The 18,069-nt window shown below is 36.9% G+C and carries 15 protein-coding genes; 6 read left to right on the top strand and 9 right to left on the bottom strand.

The window, feature by feature from the left end; genetic code table 11:
• Window positions 1–14 precede the first annotated feature (14 nt).
• The 7 genes from R2Q77_RS06815 to R2Q77_RS06785 form a co-directional block, all read right to left on the bottom strand.
• Entirely contained in the window at window positions 15–1,097 is a 1,083-nt protein-coding gene (locus tag R2Q77_RS06815; RefSeq protein ID WP_316802970.1) for an efflux RND transporter periplasmic adaptor subunit, read from the bottom strand.
• Between the two features lie 379 nt (window positions 1,098–1,476).
• On the bottom strand, window positions 1,477–3,861 hold the full coding sequence (locus R2Q77_RS06810) for an outer membrane beta-barrel protein (protein WP_316802969.1): 2,385 nt from the start codon (window positions 3,859–3,861) through the stop codon (window positions 1,477–1,479).
• Window positions 3,862–4,049: 188 nt separating this feature from the next.
• Window positions 4,050–4,841, bottom strand: coding sequence for a DUF4249 domain-containing protein (locus R2Q77_RS06805; RefSeq protein WP_316802968.1), 792 nt, complete (start codon window positions 4,839–4,841; stop codon window positions 4,050–4,052).
• A gap of 4 nt (window positions 4,842–4,845) precedes the next feature.
• Entirely contained in the window at window positions 4,846–7,494 is a 2,649-nt protein-coding gene (locus R2Q77_RS06800) for a TonB-dependent receptor (protein WP_316802967.1), read from the bottom strand.
• Between the two features lie 188 nt (window positions 7,495–7,682).
• Window positions 7,683–8,675 carry a FecR family protein gene (locus tag R2Q77_RS06795; protein WP_316802966.1) on the bottom strand — a complete coding sequence of 331 codons (993 nt, stop codon included), beginning with the start codon at window positions 8,673–8,675 and terminating at the stop codon, window positions 7,683–7,685.
• A 75-nt stretch (window positions 8,676–8,750) separates the two neighbouring features.
• Window positions 8,751–9,359: an RNA polymerase sigma-70 factor gene (locus R2Q77_RS06790; protein WP_316802965.1), complete on the bottom strand. Its 609-nt coding sequence runs from the start codon at window positions 9,357–9,359 to the stop codon at window positions 8,751–8,753.
• Between the two features lie 116 nt (window positions 9,360–9,475).
• Window positions 9,476–10,348, bottom strand: a complete 873-nt coding sequence (locus R2Q77_RS06785) for a DMT family transporter (protein ID WP_316802964.1) — start codon at window positions 10,346–10,348, stop codon at window positions 9,476–9,478.
• A gap of 107 nt (window positions 10,349–10,455) precedes the next feature.
• On the opposite strand from R2Q77_RS06785, the gene R2Q77_RS06780 reads away from it, so the two are divergent.
• Entirely contained in the window at window positions 10,456–11,877 is a 1,422-nt protein-coding gene (locus tag R2Q77_RS06780) for a PLP-dependent aminotransferase family protein (protein WP_316802963.1), read from the top strand.
• On the opposite strand, the gene R2Q77_RS06775 is transcribed toward R2Q77_RS06780, so the two are convergent.
• Window positions 11,874–13,403 (bottom strand): TlpA disulfide reductase family protein, encoded by a 1,530-nt coding sequence (locus R2Q77_RS06775; RefSeq protein ID WP_316802962.1) that lies wholly within the window; start codon window positions 13,401–13,403, stop codon window positions 11,874–11,876. The two genes, R2Q77_RS06780 and R2Q77_RS06775, sit on opposite strands and share 4 nt — an antisense overlap.
• A 161-nt stretch (window positions 13,404–13,564) precedes the next feature.
• On the bottom strand, window positions 13,565–14,512 hold the full coding sequence (locus R2Q77_RS06770; protein WP_316802961.1) for a 2-dehydropantoate 2-reductase: 948 nt from the start codon (window positions 14,510–14,512) through the stop codon (window positions 13,565–13,567).
• A gap of 130 nt (window positions 14,513–14,642) precedes the next feature.
• Between R2Q77_RS06770 and R2Q77_RS06765 the strand changes: the two genes are divergently transcribed.
• From R2Q77_RS06765 to R2Q77_RS06745, 5 genes are all read left to right on the top strand, one after another.
• Window positions 14,643–14,972, top strand: coding sequence for a metalloregulator ArsR/SmtB family transcription factor (locus R2Q77_RS06765; protein WP_316802960.1), 330 nt, complete (start codon window positions 14,643–14,645; stop codon window positions 14,970–14,972).
• Window positions 14,973–15,038: 66 nt separating this feature from the next.
• Window positions 15,039–15,506 (top strand): DUF6428 family protein, encoded by a 468-nt coding sequence (locus R2Q77_RS06760; RefSeq protein WP_316802959.1) that lies wholly within the window; start codon window positions 15,039–15,041, stop codon window positions 15,504–15,506.
• 16 nt (window positions 15,507–15,522) lie between these two features.
• Window positions 15,523–15,711 carry a hypothetical protein gene (locus R2Q77_RS06755; RefSeq protein ID WP_316802958.1) on the top strand — a complete coding sequence of 63 codons (189 nt, stop codon included), beginning with the start codon at window positions 15,523–15,525 and terminating at the stop codon, window positions 15,709–15,711.
• Window positions 15,712–16,143: 432 nt separating this feature from the next.
• Window positions 16,144–16,695, top strand: a complete 552-nt coding sequence (locus R2Q77_RS06750; RefSeq protein ID WP_316802957.1) for an RNA polymerase sigma-70 factor — start codon at window positions 16,144–16,146, stop codon at window positions 16,693–16,695.
• A 63-nt stretch (window positions 16,696–16,758) separates the two neighbouring features.
• Window positions 16,759–17,922, top strand: a complete 1,164-nt coding sequence (locus R2Q77_RS06745) for a FecR family protein (protein ID WP_316802956.1) — start codon at window positions 16,759–16,761, stop codon at window positions 17,920–17,922.
• Window positions 17,923–18,069 lie beyond the last annotated feature (147 nt).

The raw sequence follows: 18,069 nt of genomic DNA, 5'->3' as shown, positions 1-18,069 counted from the left end.
GTGTAAGAGTTAGATTATTCTGTTTTTAATCGTAATTGCTGGATTACTTCTTTCGGCTGCTGGAACTTGAAAGTAATCTTATCATCGTCTTTTACGTTTTGAACGCCTTCAAGCAATATTTTATCCCCTGCTTTTAGTCCGCTTGCAACCACATAAAGATCAGGTAACTCATCGGCAATCGTAATTACGCGGGAGTGTACCATATTCCTGTTATCAACCACAAAAACATAAGTCTTATCTTGTACATCGTAAGTTGCCTTTTGTGGAATAACCAATGCATTTTTTAAGGGAACTACCATCTGTATTTTGCCGGTTTGCCCGTTTCTAAGTAAGTTATCTCCATTAGAGAATCTTGCCCTGAAAGCAATGTTTCCGGTTTCGTTGTTAAATTCGCTTTCAATAACCTCTACCTCACCTTTTGATTTTAGCAACTCATTATTGGCAAGCAATAAACTCACCTCCTGCTTACCTTTTGCTTTCACGGCACTTTGGTAATTCAGGTATTCAGGTTCTGAAACGTTGAAATAAGCAAAAACCTGGCTGTTATCAGATAAAGTAGTCAATAATGCACCTTCATCAACCAAACTTCCAAGCTTCAGCGGAATCCGATCAATTGTACCGTCAAATGGTGCCCTGATTTCAGTAAAAGCCAAATGAAGTTTAGCAAGTGTAGTTTCGGCATTCGCCGATTGCAATTTTGCCTTAGCCATTGCAAGTTCATTTTTAGAAACTACATTTTTATCCGTAAGTAATTTTGTATTCTGAAGTTCTATTTCAGCAGCTTTGGTTTCTGCTTGTGCTTTAAGTACTTCTGCCTCGAACATTTTAGGCATAATTTTGAATAAAACCTGACCAGCACGAACATGCTGCCCCTCATCTACATAAATTTTTTGCAGATAACCTTTTTCCTGCGCCCTGACTTCAATATTCCGCACAGATTTAATCTGCGAAACATACTCCTTAGTAAAGGAAGTATCCATTTGTAATGGCGAGGTAACTGCATAAGTTACAACTTCTGCTTTCTCTTCTTTTTTTGATGTACAACCTGTTACGTAAATCAAAGCACTCAAACCGAGGCATATGACGTTTCTTTTCATCGTTGAATAGTTTATCTGATTTGTTTTCTTTTCTAACTTACAGGGGAATGCATCTAATAATTGTTTCCGGCAGAGCGGGTTTACACTTACATTTCAATAAATTACAGTACCCTATTTGATTATTACTGATACGAAATAACTACAGATTTATGAAGTTATAATGAAGTTGAAATTCAGTTTTGAAGCGAATTATGCTGATATTACCGGAAAGATGCTGAAATGAGTCGGCATCCTGATTTTAGTAATGCTGGAAAGAAAATCCTTGTTGCTTAGCTATGACAAATGAGGTTTTTTAAACGAAAAAACCCATTGTTTTATTAAATAAAAACAATGGGTTTGCCTGCTATCAACGGCTTATTCGTCAGGAATTAAATGGCAGCTACATTAACCTGCCTTTTACATCCTCAGCACCAGTATCCCGATCGCGTTTATCTTTAACACTTTGTTTACCGAATGCATAACTCAGCACTAAGTAAACACTTCTTGTATCGTTATAATAGTTGTCGCGTATTTGCAAATCGCCCAATTGAATATGGTAACGATCTTTATTGCTCTTAAATAAATCCTGGGCAGCAAGTGTTATATTAAAAGGGCCTGCTGATTTTCTTAGCCTGACTTCGGTATCGAGCCTGTTTCCTATTCGGGTATTTACAATGGTTGCCGGAAAAGTATTATTTGCAACGAGCGTACCATAAAAACCGAATTTTTTAGATAAGGTGAAAGTTTGATTGGTAGAAAGGCTTAAAAGAGCGGTATGGTTATCAATGCTAATATCATTTCCATATTCGCCCCTTGAAATAACATAACCCGTTAAAATAGTGCCTGAAAATCTCCACCAGGGGTTAAATTGATTAGAATAACTTATGGCATTCGTGTAACTGTATTTATTTCCATAGTTTGTTTTTTTGTTAATAATGGTATCGCCGGCATTGTAAGGAAGTGCATAAATTTCGCCAATAGTTTGGCTTGCTGCGAACTGCACTGTTAGCGATCCAAACTTACCATTAAGGCTATGGCTTAACTCTTCCCGATAATATTTAACGGGAGATAATAATGGGTTTCCAGAAAAATATGCCTCATCTGTGGTATAAGTTCTGAAAGGGTTTAAATCCCAGTAACCCGGACGTGTTATCCTGCTGGTTAAGGCCAATACATAACTTTGCTTTTTCTTATTTGTATACTTCAAAAATGCAGTTGGAAATAGGTTTGCATAATTGTTATCTACTACTTTTTTACTGTCCAGCCAACCTTTGGCAATTGTATTTTCTAACCTCAGTCCCAGCTGGTAAGACCATTTCAGGTTAGCCTTATAGTTCCACATGCCATAAACTGAGTTGATGTTTTCATTGTATTTAAATGCATTGCTTTGGTTAGGATCTGCCATCCAGATATCGGCACCAATTGTGTTTTCGAATAAAAAATTATTATCGATTTTTGAAAATGAAGATTTTAAACCAAAGCTAAAGGAAGTGTTTTTGTTTACCGGCCAGTCGAAATCGGCTTTTATCGATTGGTTATTAATATCCTGTGGAGATGATGTTCTGAAATTATTTTTCACGGCAGCCAACGCAGTGGTAATACTCATAGAATGGTAAGCCGACTGGTATTTCAGCGCATCAAAATCGATACTCAACGTTTTACCTGCAGAATCCAGCTTGCCTGCATAATTTAAATTTAGTGAATAGGTTTGCGAATTTATATCATCCTTATTATCGGTTTGGGTAAACAATTCGTTGCCCGGGTAATAATCTGCACTCCTTGCATTTCGTGTTTCTTTATGCCAGTTACCCGAATAATCAAATAAGAGGCCAACAACGTGTTTTGGATTAATCTGATAATCGGCACCCATATTTGCACCCGGATATAGCTCTCTATATTTACTGGCAGAATTAATGGTTCGCTGGGTTAAACCACTAAGGTTTCCGGCAGGATAAAAAATATCTTTCCGGCTCTCCGGCTCACGATTTTTATTTCCCATGTACAAAGTAGAATATAGATTCCACTTACCTTGCTGGTTATTAAGGTTAATATTGCCAGCCTGAGAGTTTACAGCCGTTTGCCTTGCACTTAATACCGCATTGCCAATAAAACCTTCTTCTTTACTCTTTTTAGTAACGATATTAATTATACCTGCACCACCTTCAGCATCATAACGGCTTGGCGGGGTGGTAATAACTTCAATAGCTTCCAGGTTATCGGCTGGCACGCTACTCAAATAGGCTTTAAGTGCAGTTCCAGAAAGTATCTTTTTCTTGTTGTTGATGTAAACCACGGCCCCTGTTGTTCCACTGATTTGAATTGCGCCGTCATCGGATGCTGTAACCAAAGGCGTTTTTTCCAGCACATTCCAAATGTTATTTCCGATGCCCAAACCTGTTTCCGCAACATTAAACCTAAACCGGTCTATCTCTCTTTGAAAGATAGGCTTTTTGGCTTTCACAACCACCTCTGATAACATGCGGATGTTTTTTAACTGCATATCAATTAGTGTATCTGCAGTAACTGAAATTTTCAGGGTGGTGTCCTGGTAAGAAATAAACCTGAAAGACAAGTTATAGTTTCCTTTTTTAACGTCTTTCAAAACATAATAACCTGTACTGTCGGTAATTGCACTTATTGCATTTGCAGAACCCTGTTTTAAGCTGACAATAGCCAATTCAACCGGTTTTTTATATTCGTCTGTGATTCTTCCTTTGATTTTGACCTGTGCTAAAGCAATATGAGAAACGAGAATTAAGGGTACGATGGAGATTAATTTAAACATGGGATCAAGAGCTGTTAATTATAAATGCAGACTATTTCTTTTGAAATTTAAGAGAATGTTTTGGTTAAAAAAAATAGGCCCAATTTTTATTTTTCCATTTTACAGGATGAACTGGCAATTTTTTATTCTTAAACAAACACGTTCAGAAGCTTAAACTGCTCCTGAACGTAATCAATCTTTATTAAAAACTATGGAATTACAATCGTTTTACGCTCAACAGTATGCGCGCTAAAAAAGCCTAATGCACCGCCACTAATGTTACTGATGGGATTTGCAGGTGCCGGACCATTGGCAGAACCGTTTGCATTATACAGGGTAAATAAATAAGTATATACTGGTGCATCAATGCTGTGCATCTCAACCATCAGCTTATCACCTTTAACAATATTCTTACTTTCATCATCAGTAGTATTTTCAAATAAAAGGTACTCGTTTATTTCCTGTCCAGCTGTAAATTCATCATTGGAAACACTATATCGCTGTTGTAGTTTACCATTAACATATTGCTGAAACCAATAGTAATTAGCCACCGAAGCTACATCTTTATACTTAACCTTTGGCCTCACTCTTTTTGGCTCATAATCAATAGCTTTAAGCGTAAAATCTAAAAACGGAACGGGCTGTGGCATCGTACTGCTGGCAGTAAAAACCTGGTCATTTATGCTCACAGTTAAACGATATGTTTTGCCTGGTGTGCCGTTTATTTTATCGGTTTGGTAAATTCCATTATTACCTTCAGGCAGTACCGTGGTTATCCCATCGCTTTCTATCTTTACTATGGCCCCGCTTATACCGTTAAAGGTATTTTTATCTTTAAAATCTTTTGTTTGGCTAAGCATTACCTTACAAACACCAGGTTCGTTGGTAATTACGCCTTCTATAACATATTTAATTTGCAGATCTTTCAAATTAAGGTCTATGGCATCTTCGCAGGATGACAGGAACAAACACATCAGGATAATATATGGTATGGATTTCATTGGGTTAAAATTTAAAGTTGTAAGAAATTGAGGGAATAAACCTGAATAAAGTGGTTCTTACCGCTTCAGTTTGACTTGGATCGGTCTCACTATCACGGAAAGTAATGCGGAATGGGTTCTTGCGGCCATAAGCATTATACAAACTAAAATTAAGTTCAGAAGAGTAGCGCTTGCTTTGTGATAATAAACGTGTGGCACCTAAATCAAGCCTGTGGTAAGCCGGCATACGGTCGGCATTGCGGTCTGAAAAATAAAAATAGCTTTGTCCCAGCATTGTATATTTCCCCCTTGGATAGGTAACCGGACTCCCGGTAGAATAAACCCAATTGGCAGAAACTGTCCATTTAGGACTAAGTTTGTACATGCCTACGAAGGTAATATTGTGTGTTTTATCCTGACGGGCATTATACCATTCGTTATTATTTATTCCATCTATTTTTCTTTCCGTTTTTGACAATGTATAACCCAGCCAACCGGTAAATCTTCCGCTTTTCTTTTTAATTAATAATTCAAGTCCATATGCACGTCCTTTACCAAACAACAGCTGCGTTTCTATAGGTTTACTGGTAAATATATCAGCACCGTTGCGGTAGTCTATCTGGTTTTGAAGTGATTTATAATAGGTTTCTGCCGAAAATTCGTATACGTTGTCGCTAATGTTTCTATAATAACCAATGGATACCTGATCACTAAGCTCTGGTTTTATAATATTGGTAGAAGCTACCCATCTATCGGTAGGCGATGCCGAATTTGCATTGGAAATCAGGTGCAGGTTCTGAGCGTTTCTTACATACGATGCTTTAACTGAAGACCATTCGTTAAGCTGTAAAGCAAGGGCAATACGTGGCTCTAAATTAATATAGGTTTTGACCATTTCGCCACTTTTGTAAGTAGTGATTCCATCAACATTGCCATTGTTATCCAGATTGTAAAAATCGCCTTTACCAAATATGCTAAATGCAGATACCCTTAAACCATAGGTAAGGTTTAAGGCATCGCTTGCTTTCCAGGTATTACTGGCGTATACCGCATTTTCTAAAGAATACCGGTTTTGAAATTTCTGAGAAATAAGACCAGAATTACCTGAAGCCAGCACATCTCCAGGTCTTATGGTATGGTAGGTTGAGCTTAAACCAAAGGTAAGGCTGTTTCTTTCATTGAGGTACCATTGCATATTTTCTTTAAAGCTCCAGTCCCTGATTTGTGAAAAAAGGGTTAGCGAGCTTTCGTCTTCGTTTGCCTTTACCTTATAATTGTAGTTGCTGAATATTAAGGAAGTGTTGGAAAATAGTTTATTGTTAAAAACATGGTTCCAGCGTAAGGTTGAGGTGGCATTCCCCCAGTTTATACCTGTTAAATTTTCTGAAGCCAGCACGTCTTTACCAAAGTACCCCGAAACAAACAGGCGGTCTTTTTGGCCTAAAATATAATTTGCCTTTACATTAACATCATAAAAATACAATTGTGTATTGTTAATTGAAGTATCGTTTGAGAGCTTTAAAAACAGATCAGCATAGGTTCTTCGTGCCGAAATCAGGAAAGAAGATTTGTCTTTTTGTATTGGTCCTTCCACATTAATCCGCGCGGCAATCATACCAACGCCACCGCTTACACCAAACTTCTGGTTGTTTCCATCATTCATTTTCACATCCAGTACTGATGATAAACCACCGCCATACTGTGCAGGCATACCGCTTTTGTACAGGGTAACATTTTTTATGGCATCTGAATTAAACGTAGAAAAGAAACCGAGTAAATGGCTGGCATTATATACGGGTGCCTCATCAAGCAAAATGATGTTCTGATCGGAACTGCCCCCACGAACAAACATACCACCATTGCCCTCTCCTGCTGTTTTAACTCCTGGCAACAATTGCAGCGTTTTAATGATATCGGGCTCGCCCAATAAAATGGGCACTTCTTTAGTTTCGCGAATGCTGAAACGTTCCATTCCCATCTGTGTGCTTTTGAGGTTCTGACTGCTATTGGCGCTGGCCTTAACGGTAACCGTTTCTAATTGGTTTTCATCCTCCTCGAGGGCCATATCAAGTTTAATACCCTGATCCAAGGTGATCAAAGTTTGGTAAGGTTTAAAACCTACAGCCTTAATTTCTATGGTATAATGGCCTTTGTTTAGGGTAAGTGAATAAAAGCCATACTCATTACTCATTGTAGCCTGATTAGTGCCGGCAACCTTAATGGAAGCTGCTATCAATGTTTCGCCCGAACTTTTAGATTTAATCGTTCCGCTTATGGTATATTTTTCTTTGCCCGAAACTGGGTTTGCCGCCGGACCGGCTTCCTGCTTTTTTACCGTTTCGGCATTTAGGCGGATGAATATATCTTTATCCAAAACACTAAACTGTACAGGTTTATCTGAAAGTGCAACAGCCAAAACTTCTTTTAAACTTTTATTGGTGGCACTAACCGTTACCTTTATCGGACTGTTTGCAATTTGCTCATTGTAGGTAAATTTAACCCCCGAAACTTTTGTGATTTTATCAAGTGCACTTTTAAGTGGCTCCTGATCTAAATTTATACTTATTTTTTTGTCAAACGGATTTTGAGCATGTGCTTGCGATTGCATTAAAGCAACTAAAAACAAGATAAAAGCAATTGCCGTTAGGATCTTTACAGGTCCAATTTTTTTCATTTTTTTTACTTTTGGCGCTATGAAGCCTGGTTTATTGGTATAATTTTTCTAATTATTGGCAATAAGCTCAAGCAGGTTTCATAACTTTATCATTAATATATTAATTTACAATGTCTGATAGTTCTCAAGGCTAAGACATTTAAGTTGATTGGATATTTGCCTGGATTCTGTTTTACAGAGACAGGCATTTATTTTATAATTTCATATTGATCCCCTTTCCTGTTCCATGTAATTTCCATAACCGTACACAACTTATTTAGGGTTTGTGTAATGGAATCGTTCATATTTAAATTGCCATAAAATGTTTTTTCCAGCATACTGTTATCCAGTGTAATCTGCACATTATACTGCAACGCTATATCCCCAACAACCTGCTGTAGTACAGCGCCTTTATATTCATAACTACCTAATCTTTTGTTTAAGAAAGAACCGGCATCGGGATAATTGATTTTGCTTATTTTTTCACCATTTCTTTCTACAATAACCTGCTGATTGGGTAATATAACTTCAGTGTATGTTTTGCTTTTAGTGGCCAGTGCCACACACACTTTACCCGTTACCAGTGTAACATTAATTGTATTTTGTTTAGGATATGCAGAAATATTAAAGCTTGTTCCCAATACAACGGTATTAACTTTACCTGTTTTAATAATGAAAGGATGTTTTGTATCATGAGCTACTTCAAAAAAAGCTTCTCCATCCAGCTTTACAATTCTTTGTTTTTCATTAAATTTATCCGGATAACTTAGCTTACTGTTTGGGCTAAGCCATACTTGCGAACCATCTGCCAACTGTACTTTTTTTCTTTCTCCTGCAAGGCTCCAGGTTTCCTGCTGGTGAACCGGATTAATGAAACGAACGATCCTCGAACTGAAAAAATACAAGCCAATTGCTACAACCAATATGGCCGCAACTGAAGTTATAAACCTGCGCAAATTTATGCCGGCAAACCGTTGAGGTTCTAACTTAACTTGCTTGGTTTCAACCGGAAGAAAATCGGGTACAAGTCCAATATCGGGCAGGGCATTGGTGCTCTCCCAGCTGGCCGACATTAAGGCTAAAATTTCATTATCATCTTCCTGACGGGCTAATAAATCGAAAAACTGTCCGAGTTCTTCCTCACTGCAGGCATTGTTCAGGTATAAATTATAAAGGTTTTCTAATTGCTGCTTATCGTTCACGGCGTTTAAATAAATCAAAACGGGCGGTGCTGCCTGGTTTGTTTATATCTAATACAACTGTGAAAGGCTATAGGACTAATTGGAATGAAAATAATTTGAAGCCACCATAAGAAAGCAAACCACACTATCGTTTTTACTTACATAATTTCTGATAAAACGGGTGGCTTCAACCATATGGTTTTTTACCGTGTTTTTAGATATGTTGAGTTTTTTGGCAATTTCATCATGGCTCAACTCTTCCGTTCGGCTCATGTGATAGATGAGTTTCTTTTGAGGCGGCAAATTGCTTATCGCTTCATCATAGGTTTTAAGAAGTTCTTTTTCAAATAACTTTTCTTCCGTACTGTTTCTTAAAACTTCTATATAACCAAACAACTCTTTTTGAAGGGCTTTTTCTCTTGATACCTTTTTTAAGTGATTAAGGACGTGATTGAGTGTTATTTTTTTAATATACGCACTAAATAGCCTATCCGTATTGATCTGCGATCTCTTCTGCCAGATTTTTATAAATACTTCCTGCACAATTTCTTCTGCAAGATCAGCTGATTTGCATAATGCAGCGGCATAAACTAATATTTTGCTTCTGTACTGATTGTAAATTTCGGCAAAGGCTGATGGATCACCATCTTTAAGTTTAAGCAATAGCTCAATATCCTGTAGCGGCCCTGATCGTTTTATGTGCATGAAAAGCTATTGTACCCAATGTTAGAGATTTTTTTCTGTTTAAAAAAATTATCTTAACCACAAAAAATACAACAGCGCTCCTTTTCTCTGCCCAAATATTGCGCCTTCCATTTAATTTATTTAGCAAACTTTTTAGTTCCTGCTACACAAATTATTACCCCTGCCATTACCCCAAGCATACCTATACTCACCGTTTCATGAAGTAAGCCAGCGGCCAACGCCAATCCGAAAAGGGGTTGCAGCAACTGTAACTGTCCAACGGTTGCAATACCACCCTGGGCCAAACCACGGTACCAGAATATAAAACCAATAAACATACTGAATAAGCCGATATAAGCAAGACCAATCCAGGCATTTATGCTTACTCCTCCAAAAGATACCGGACGTAAAAAAAACAGCAGCGGAAGTACTATTGGTAACGATAGTACCAATGCCCAGGAAATAACCTGCCAGCCGCCCAAGGTTTTGGAAAGTTTAGCCCCTTCTGCATAACCAAGTCCGCATAATATAACGGCCAGTAACATAAGTACATCGCCAACAGGAGAAGTGTTAATACCTTGAGCTATAGCATAACCTGCTACTAACAGACTTCCCATAATCGAAAAAAGCCAAAAGACTGGCTTTGGGCGTTCACCACCACGCAGTACACCAAATATAGCCGTTACCATTGGCAACAAACCCAGAAAAACAAGCGAATGTGCTGAGGTAATGTATTGCAAAGCCAGCGAAGAAAGCAACGGAAAACCCAGCACCGCCCCTGCCGCAACAATTAATAAGGAGGATAACTGTTTTTGGGAAGGACGCTTTTCTTTAAAAATAAGCAGTGCGCAAAGCGCGGGTAAACCTGCAATAGCAGCACGGGCCATGGTTAAAAAAAAAGGATTAAAATCTAAAACGGCTAATCGCGTTGCAGGCATTGAACCGCTGAATATTAATACGCCGATAAAACCGTTTATCCAGCCTGCGGATGTATTTTCTATGGATTTCATAATCTATTTCTTTTATAAATGTAATTGCAATACAAAAATGCGAAGTAGTTTAAAGCAAATACAGTATCAATTTTATACATTTGAATGGACACAGTTATCAATTATAAATGAGCAAAATTTTTATCTATAATGAAATCGCAAATGGAATGGCCAACCAGATTAGAAATGGGGTTTTAAAAGCGGGCGACAGGTTGCCTTCGGTCAGAATGTTGTGCCAGGAGCATGGCATCAGCATGAACACAGCCAAACGTATTTTTTTGGAGTTAGAAGCCCAATCGCTGATTGAATCGAAACCCCAGTCGGGATTTTTTGTTAGTAAATTACTTTACTTAAAGCTCCCGCTTCCGGCAGTGAGTAAACCTTCGTTAAGCACTAAGGATCAAGAACCTAATGAACTCATTACAAAAGTTTATTCCAACATAGGCCAAAACGATCTTACACTTTTTTCTATAGGCGTACCTTCGGGAAATTTGTTGCCACTGGCCAAACTAAAAAAAGAAATTGTGTTGGCTACACGCGCCCTTAAAGAAGGTGGAACTGAATATGAACCTTTACAGGGAAATGTTAAACTGCGCAGGATGATTGCTGTACGATCTTTAAGTTGGGGCGGTAATTTGCATGAAAATGATGTAATTACAACCAATGGAGGTATAAATGCATTGTCGCTGGCACTTATGGCTTTGGGAAAACCCGGCGATACCATTGCCATAGAAAGCCCTTGTTACCCCGGGATTTTTCAACTCGCGTTAAGTTTAGGCTTAAAAGTACTCGAACTTCCTACCCATCCCATTACCGGAATAGAAATAGATGCGCTGAAGCAAGTGCTTTCTAAAATTAACCTATGCTTATTAATCCCAAATTTTAATTCGCCCTTAGGCAGTTGTATGCCTGATGAAAATAAAAAAGAAGTTGTAAAACTTTTATCCAAGCATGGCATTCCGCTTATTGAAGATGATGTATATGGCGATTTATATTTCGGAGCACACCGGCCTAAATGCTGTAAATCTTTTGATGAAGACGGAAATGTATTGTGGTGCAGTGCTGTTTCTAAAACGTTGGCACCAGGTTATCGCGCAGGCTGGATTGTCCCCGGCAAATACAAAGAAAAAGTATTAAAATTAAAACTTGTCCATTTCATATCTTCTCCTTCCATTGTACATGAAGCTGTTGGAAACTTTTTAAAAACAGGTGGCTACGAAACCCATATCCGCAGTCTTCGTCGTACTTTGCAACACAATTACCAAAACTATGTACAGGCAATAGCCGAATATTTTCCTGAAGGAACCAAAACAAGCAGACCGCAGGGTGGATTATCGCTTTGGGTTGAGTTTGATAAAAGAATTGATACCAATGAACTATACAACCTGGCCATCAAAAAGAAAATCAGCATTTCTCCTGGGCGTATGTTTACGGTGCAAAACCAGTTTGAAAACTGCATGAGGCTTTGTATAGGCCTACCCTGGTCTGAAGATATCCGCTTTAAACTCAGGCAGCTTGGAAATCTTGCCAAAATGATTGGGAAAAATTAAATAACTTCTTCATTACTCAACAAGATATCGATCATGAGCTTAAGGTCTTCCTCATTATGGGCATCAATTCTAAAATTCTCAAATGCAATTAAGCCATTAGCCGTAATCAAAAAATTAAATGGAGCCAACCCCATGTTATCTAAATTCCCTTTATTTCTATATTTGGTTTCGGTTAGTGGAATAAAACTATAACCGCGCAATTTTACCATTGGTAAAACAAGCGAATCCTGTTTAGGGTCAATATTTATTGCAACATACTTTACTGAGCCGGGTTTGACTTTTTTTAACACACTTTCGAAATACGGAAACTCATCTCTACAGGGCCCGCAACCTGGAAACCAATAGGTAAGCAATACAACATTGTTTTTCAAAGTGTTAAGCGAGATAGAATCTTTTGAAGTAAGTTCCTTTAAAGTAAGGGCACTCGCCTGAATAGCATGTTCATTTATATAGGTCAGAATATCTTTCATAATAACAGACTTATTTCTATTATTATAGACCGATAATTCACTGAATAAAGTTAAAGAAGGTTTTTTAACAAAAAATGTAATTAAGCTATCATAAGCTAATTTATCATTCACAGCCAAAGCAATAGCCTTAGCTTTTAAAATAAAAATAATATTATGGTCAGATCCAACAAATAATGGAAACTTAACATCCTGCAAAATATTTAGGGCCTCTTTGCCTTTTTTTTGATATATTAAATTTTTAGCTGAATCTATTTTCTCCAATTCATAAAGTAGATGGTCCCAGTGCTCAAATTTAATTTTCAGTTGATTCATTTCTTTCACCAACTTCATAGCCCCATTAAAATTATCGTTAAGTAAATAATTAAAATAGACGATCATTCCATCAGAGGAGGTTCTGTTTTTTTCTGGATCGTAGCTGAATTTTAGTAAATCGAAATATTTAATTTTATCTTCAGGAGTAGTTGATGCGATAGCTAATAAAAGGAGAAAATTTGCTCCTTTATCTTGCTTTGAAAATTTTTTAAAATTTTCAAGTAATTGCTTGCGATATTCTACATCATTAACCTGCTTTAAAGAAGAAGTATTGATGTAAGCCAGTTCATCATTATTTGGATTTGCCTTTATACCTGCACTTAAATATCCTTCCATTAATTGGGAGTCACTTTTCATGTAAGCATCCAGGTATAACGATTTCCACCCTTGAATTAGATGGGGATTGATTTCTACAGCCTTATTTAAATATAAATTTGATTTATATTTATCCGATTCGCTAAGCGCATTACCTAAAGAGTAAGGTATTTCTGCTACCTTAGGATATTTCTTCATCCAGGCCTTGTATTGCTTTTCTAATTCTATAGTATCATTACTGCTTTCTCTAATAAACCAGTAATGAGCCATCATGTCTTTAGGATTATGCTCAATGATATTCTTTAAAACATCGGTTTTAGCGCTATTAGAAAGAGTATCCATTTCGCGATACTTCTTAATAGTTAAATTAGGGGCTTTACAACCTATAAGTATAAAAAAAAGTAAAATTATACCTATATACTTATTCATGGAATAGAATTAACAAATGGCAAATATTAGATTAAATATACAATAATGTAACCTCACTACTGAATTAGCAATGATCATTATGAAATATAAATTTTTAACACCATTATATTTAGTATGATTTTTCTAAGACTAAATAAAACTTAGAGAATTATACTCAGTAATTATAAACTTAACAAACCTTCTTTTATTTCTTCGTCTATTTTTTGGGTTTCGGCAGTAGCAATCCCCAATTGTTTTCCGTATCCAATTATAGCACCCGCAAATAATTCAAGTTCGGTATTTTCCTTCCCTGATTGAATATCCAGTTGCAGTGATGTTGGCGTTTGGTACGGAAATGTTGCCGCTTTTTTAAAGGTTTCTTCTATTATGTTTTCTGAAATTAAGATTCCTTTGGCTTTAGAAATGTTTTCAATTTCCTCCATAATTAACCTTGCACGCTCCCGGAGCAAAGGCATTTCGTTAACCTGCCCGATTGATTTATTGTACCTGGCAGTAACCAAACCAAAAGCCGCAATAAAAAAGAATTTCGTCCAGATGTCTGGTAATGCATTCGTTTTATAAGTAATGTCAATGCCCGCACTCTTTAAAACATCAATGAGTTCTAAAGCAGAATAGTTAGAATGAAGCGGATCATTACCGGTAATAATTTTCCCAGCAATTCCTTTATGTTCTATAATGCCTTTTTCTTTAATATGCGAGGCTACATATACACAAGATGGCAACACAATTCCTTGAGGAATAATTTTTCGAATCCTTTCATAGATATCAACGCCATTCATTAAAGGCAATAAAATAGTATCGGTTTTAACCTTCGCTTTTAGCTGCAAGCAAATATTTTCCAGATCATACTCTTTTACACAAATTAAAAACACATCGGCATCCTCAATTTCAGCTATATTTTGGTATAAACGATTAGGATTTGTGGTCGAATTTTCGTGTTCGGATGAAAGTAAAGTCAATCCATTTTGTTTAATAACCGCATAAGTTTCGGTTCTGGCTACAAAGGAAATATGAATACCCTCCTTATTGGCATATTTTTGAGCCAGCTTAAACCCAAAATAACCCCCAACACCTCCCAGTCCGATTACGGTTAATCCTTTTATTTTCATTGTTGTATTTTTTTAATTATTGCGACGAATGTAGAAATAATATTGGATTTGCCTGAAATACTTTAACCGTATAAAAATGAATTTTAATTTTTTGGGATTAAATTATTAATCGTAATATTGCGATATAATTATGGGACTTAGCAAAACAGAAATATTTACAGAAGAGCAAAATAGACTTGCACAGCTTTTAAAAGCGATGGCTCATCCTGCGCGGATTGCCATACTACAACGTATTTTGTCATCTAATACCTGTATTTGTGGTGATTTGGTTGACGAACTTGGTCTTGCACAAGCCACGATATCGCAACACTTAAAGGAATTGAAAAATGCAGGGATTATACAAGGCACTATTGAAGGTGCAAGTATTTGTTATTGCATTGATCCTTCAACCTGGAAATTACTTCAAAGTCGATTGGGTAGTTTCTTTTCTTCTTATAAGGGCGAAGTTAACTGCTGTTAAAAAAAATTTACCCCTATCAATCGTAAAATTACGATTGATATAGAGACTTATTTAAAAAGAACAAAAATGAAACTGTCAGAAATTAAAAATTACTTGCATGCCGCAGAGGGTGTAAACTTTAAATTAGAAAATGGAACTACGGTACCAGAAAACTTCCACATAACGGAGGTTGGCGTTGTTACTAAAGATTTTATTGATTGCGGAGGAACTGTACGCCATGAAAAAGTAGCCAATTTTCAGCTTTGGGATGCAAATGATTACGAACACCGTTTAAAACCCAATAAATTACTCCAAATTATTGCCTTGTCGGAAAAAGTTTTAGGCATGGAAGATCTTGAAATTGAAGTTGAATATCAAGCAGAAACTATAGGTAAATATGATCTGGATTACGACGGTCAAAATTTCATTTTATTATCAAAGAAAACCGCTTGCCTCGCTATGGATAAATGCGGCATACCCCTATCGAAACAAAAAGTTAATCTGGTTAATCTTTCGTCGGGCTCAAGTTGTACACCAGGTAGTGGATGTTGCTGATTTAATTATATCTAAAATGAAAAAGATACTCGTGCTTTGTACGGGCAATAGTTGCCGCAGTCAAATTGCTGAAGGTTATTTAAGGCATTTTGCCGGCAATTTAGCTGAAGTTTACAGCGCTGGAATAGAAACTCATGGTGTAAACCCAAAGGCAATTGAGGCTATGAAAACCGATGGCATAGATATTTCTGCACACATCCAATAATATTAATGAGTATTTGGATATTGATTTTGATTATTTAATTACCGTATGCAATTACGCAAATGAAAGTTGCCCCTCCTTATCTACCAAAGCAATAAAATTTCATTATAATTTTCCCGATCCGGCAAAAGCAATTGGAACGGAAGAAGAAATCAATCTTCAATTTTCAGAAGTTCGAATGCTGATTAAAAATTATGCTGAAAACTTTATAAATACCTATGTAAAAATTTAACATGACACCAAACAATTGTAGCAGAACAACAATTATTGAAACTAAATTAAGTTGCAGGTATTTAAAGCAAAGCGCTTTCATCAGGTATAGCGGATAAATTATTTTCGGAATATTGTAATCGTTATAATACAATATTCTAAAAACTTGTATTCCATATAGATAAATACTATTTTTGAAATACGTAAATCCTTATTATCAACTTTTTGCCGAAAACTACACCGATAACTCAATCTTTTGAAGAATTGTTTAGCAATAGCTATGCGAAGCTGTGCCATTTTGCGATGCAATTTGTGAAAGATGATGACACGGCGAAAGATATTGTACAAGAAACCTTTGTAACTTATTGGAACAGGAAAGAAGAGATAGATGCGCAAGGTGTTCCGGTAATGGGCTTTTTGTATTCATCGATTAGGCATGCCTGCCTGAACAAACTTCGCAGACAAAAACTTGAAACTGTTTTTTTAAACAAGCAGGAAGAAGAGCCAGCCGAAGAAGCAATTGCGTTAAATGCAATAATCCGTACAGAAGTAATTGCAGAGTTGGCGTTATTAATTGCCACTCTACCTGAAAATTGCCAGCGCATATTTAAAATGGGTTATCTGGAAGGGATTAAGAACCAGCAAATTGCAGACGAACTCGGCATTAGCATTAACACCGTAAAAACGCAGAAAAAACGGGGACTACATCTTTTAAGGGTCCGTCTGAACCCTGATTTTTTCGCACTGATTTCGGTCTTGCTGATTAATATCCGTTAATCAGTAAAAATATTTTCATTTCGTTTCACCCCTTTTTCTTTTTCGGGTTTATTATAATAGACTATGGAAAAGCAACAATCCGCTCCGCAAACGGCTGCCCTCATTTTAAAATTTTTAAAGAACGAACTCCACGAGTCAGAAAAACAAGAATTTGAACAGTGGCGCGCGGCTCATCCAGACCATGAGGCTTTAGTAGAATCGTTCCGCAATACCAAAGCGGTACAGGAAGAGATCAATTACTTTAATTCTGTAAATGTTAACGCCGGCTGGGAAACGCTTACGGCCAAAATTGCGGCTACACCTGCCAAACCATTTAAATGGAACAAATTTTTACGTTATAGTGCTGCTGCAATTTTATTGCTATCTGTTGGAGTCGGCATTTATACCTATACCGTGAAAAACAACCAGGAAATAAAAATCGCCGGGCTTGAGCAGGTTTATGATATTATGCCTGGGCATTCAAAAGCCACCCTAAGCATGAGTGATGGTTCCTCTGTAAATCTGACTGCTGCAACTATGCAAATCAACGGAAAAGATGGTTCAAATATTAATGCCAAATCCGGCGTACTGGCTTTTAAAAATGGCAATCAACAAAAAGGATACAATCAGTTAAAAACGCCGAAAGCCGGAGAATATAAAATGATTTTGCCTGATGGCACCAAAGTATGGCTAAATGCTGCCTCAACCCTAACCTTTCCGGGAAGTTTTAACCAAAATGAAAGAAGGGTTGAACTGAATGGTGAAGCTTATTTCGAAGTGGCACACAATAAAGCACTTCCCTTTATAGTAAGCTTTAACCAAACCGAAGTTGAAGTTTTAGGAACACATTTCAACATCAATTCTTACGATAAGGTTAGCAAAACTACCTTGCTTGAAGGTGCTGTTAAAATTCGAGAGGGCAAGCATCAAACCATATTAAAACCCGGAGAAGAAGCAAACATTACCGATAATAGGTTTGAGATTGTTAAAGTAGATACTTATAAATCCATCGCCTGGAAAGAAGGTATATTTTATTTTAACAATGATGATTTGGCCAGTATTCTTGATCAGGTAGCCAGGTGGTACGATGTTAAAATCCAATATAAGGGCAATACGAGCAGTAAAAAATACAGCGGAAACATTCGCAGGCAAGCTACCCTAAATCAGGTGCTTGAAATGCTTAATGCCGTAAGTGGTGCCAGTTTCAGTTTATCAGAAAGAACCGTAACCGTTAATTCTTTACCCTAATATACACAACCTAAACCAAGCAACTATGTAATAAACCAATACTCCCCCTAAACTTTCAGAATGCCATTTAAAAGAAATCCGGAAACACTGCAATGTTTCCGGAAATGATAATGTGCTGCTCTGTTTTGATGATTTCTAATTCAACCA

The organism is Pedobacter nototheniae (assembly GCF_032678625.1).
Lineage (GTDB): Bacteria > Bacteroidota > Bacteroidia > Sphingobacteriales > Sphingobacteriaceae > Pedobacter > Pedobacter nototheniae_A.
This window is presented reverse-complemented; position numbering and strand designations above follow the sequence as displayed.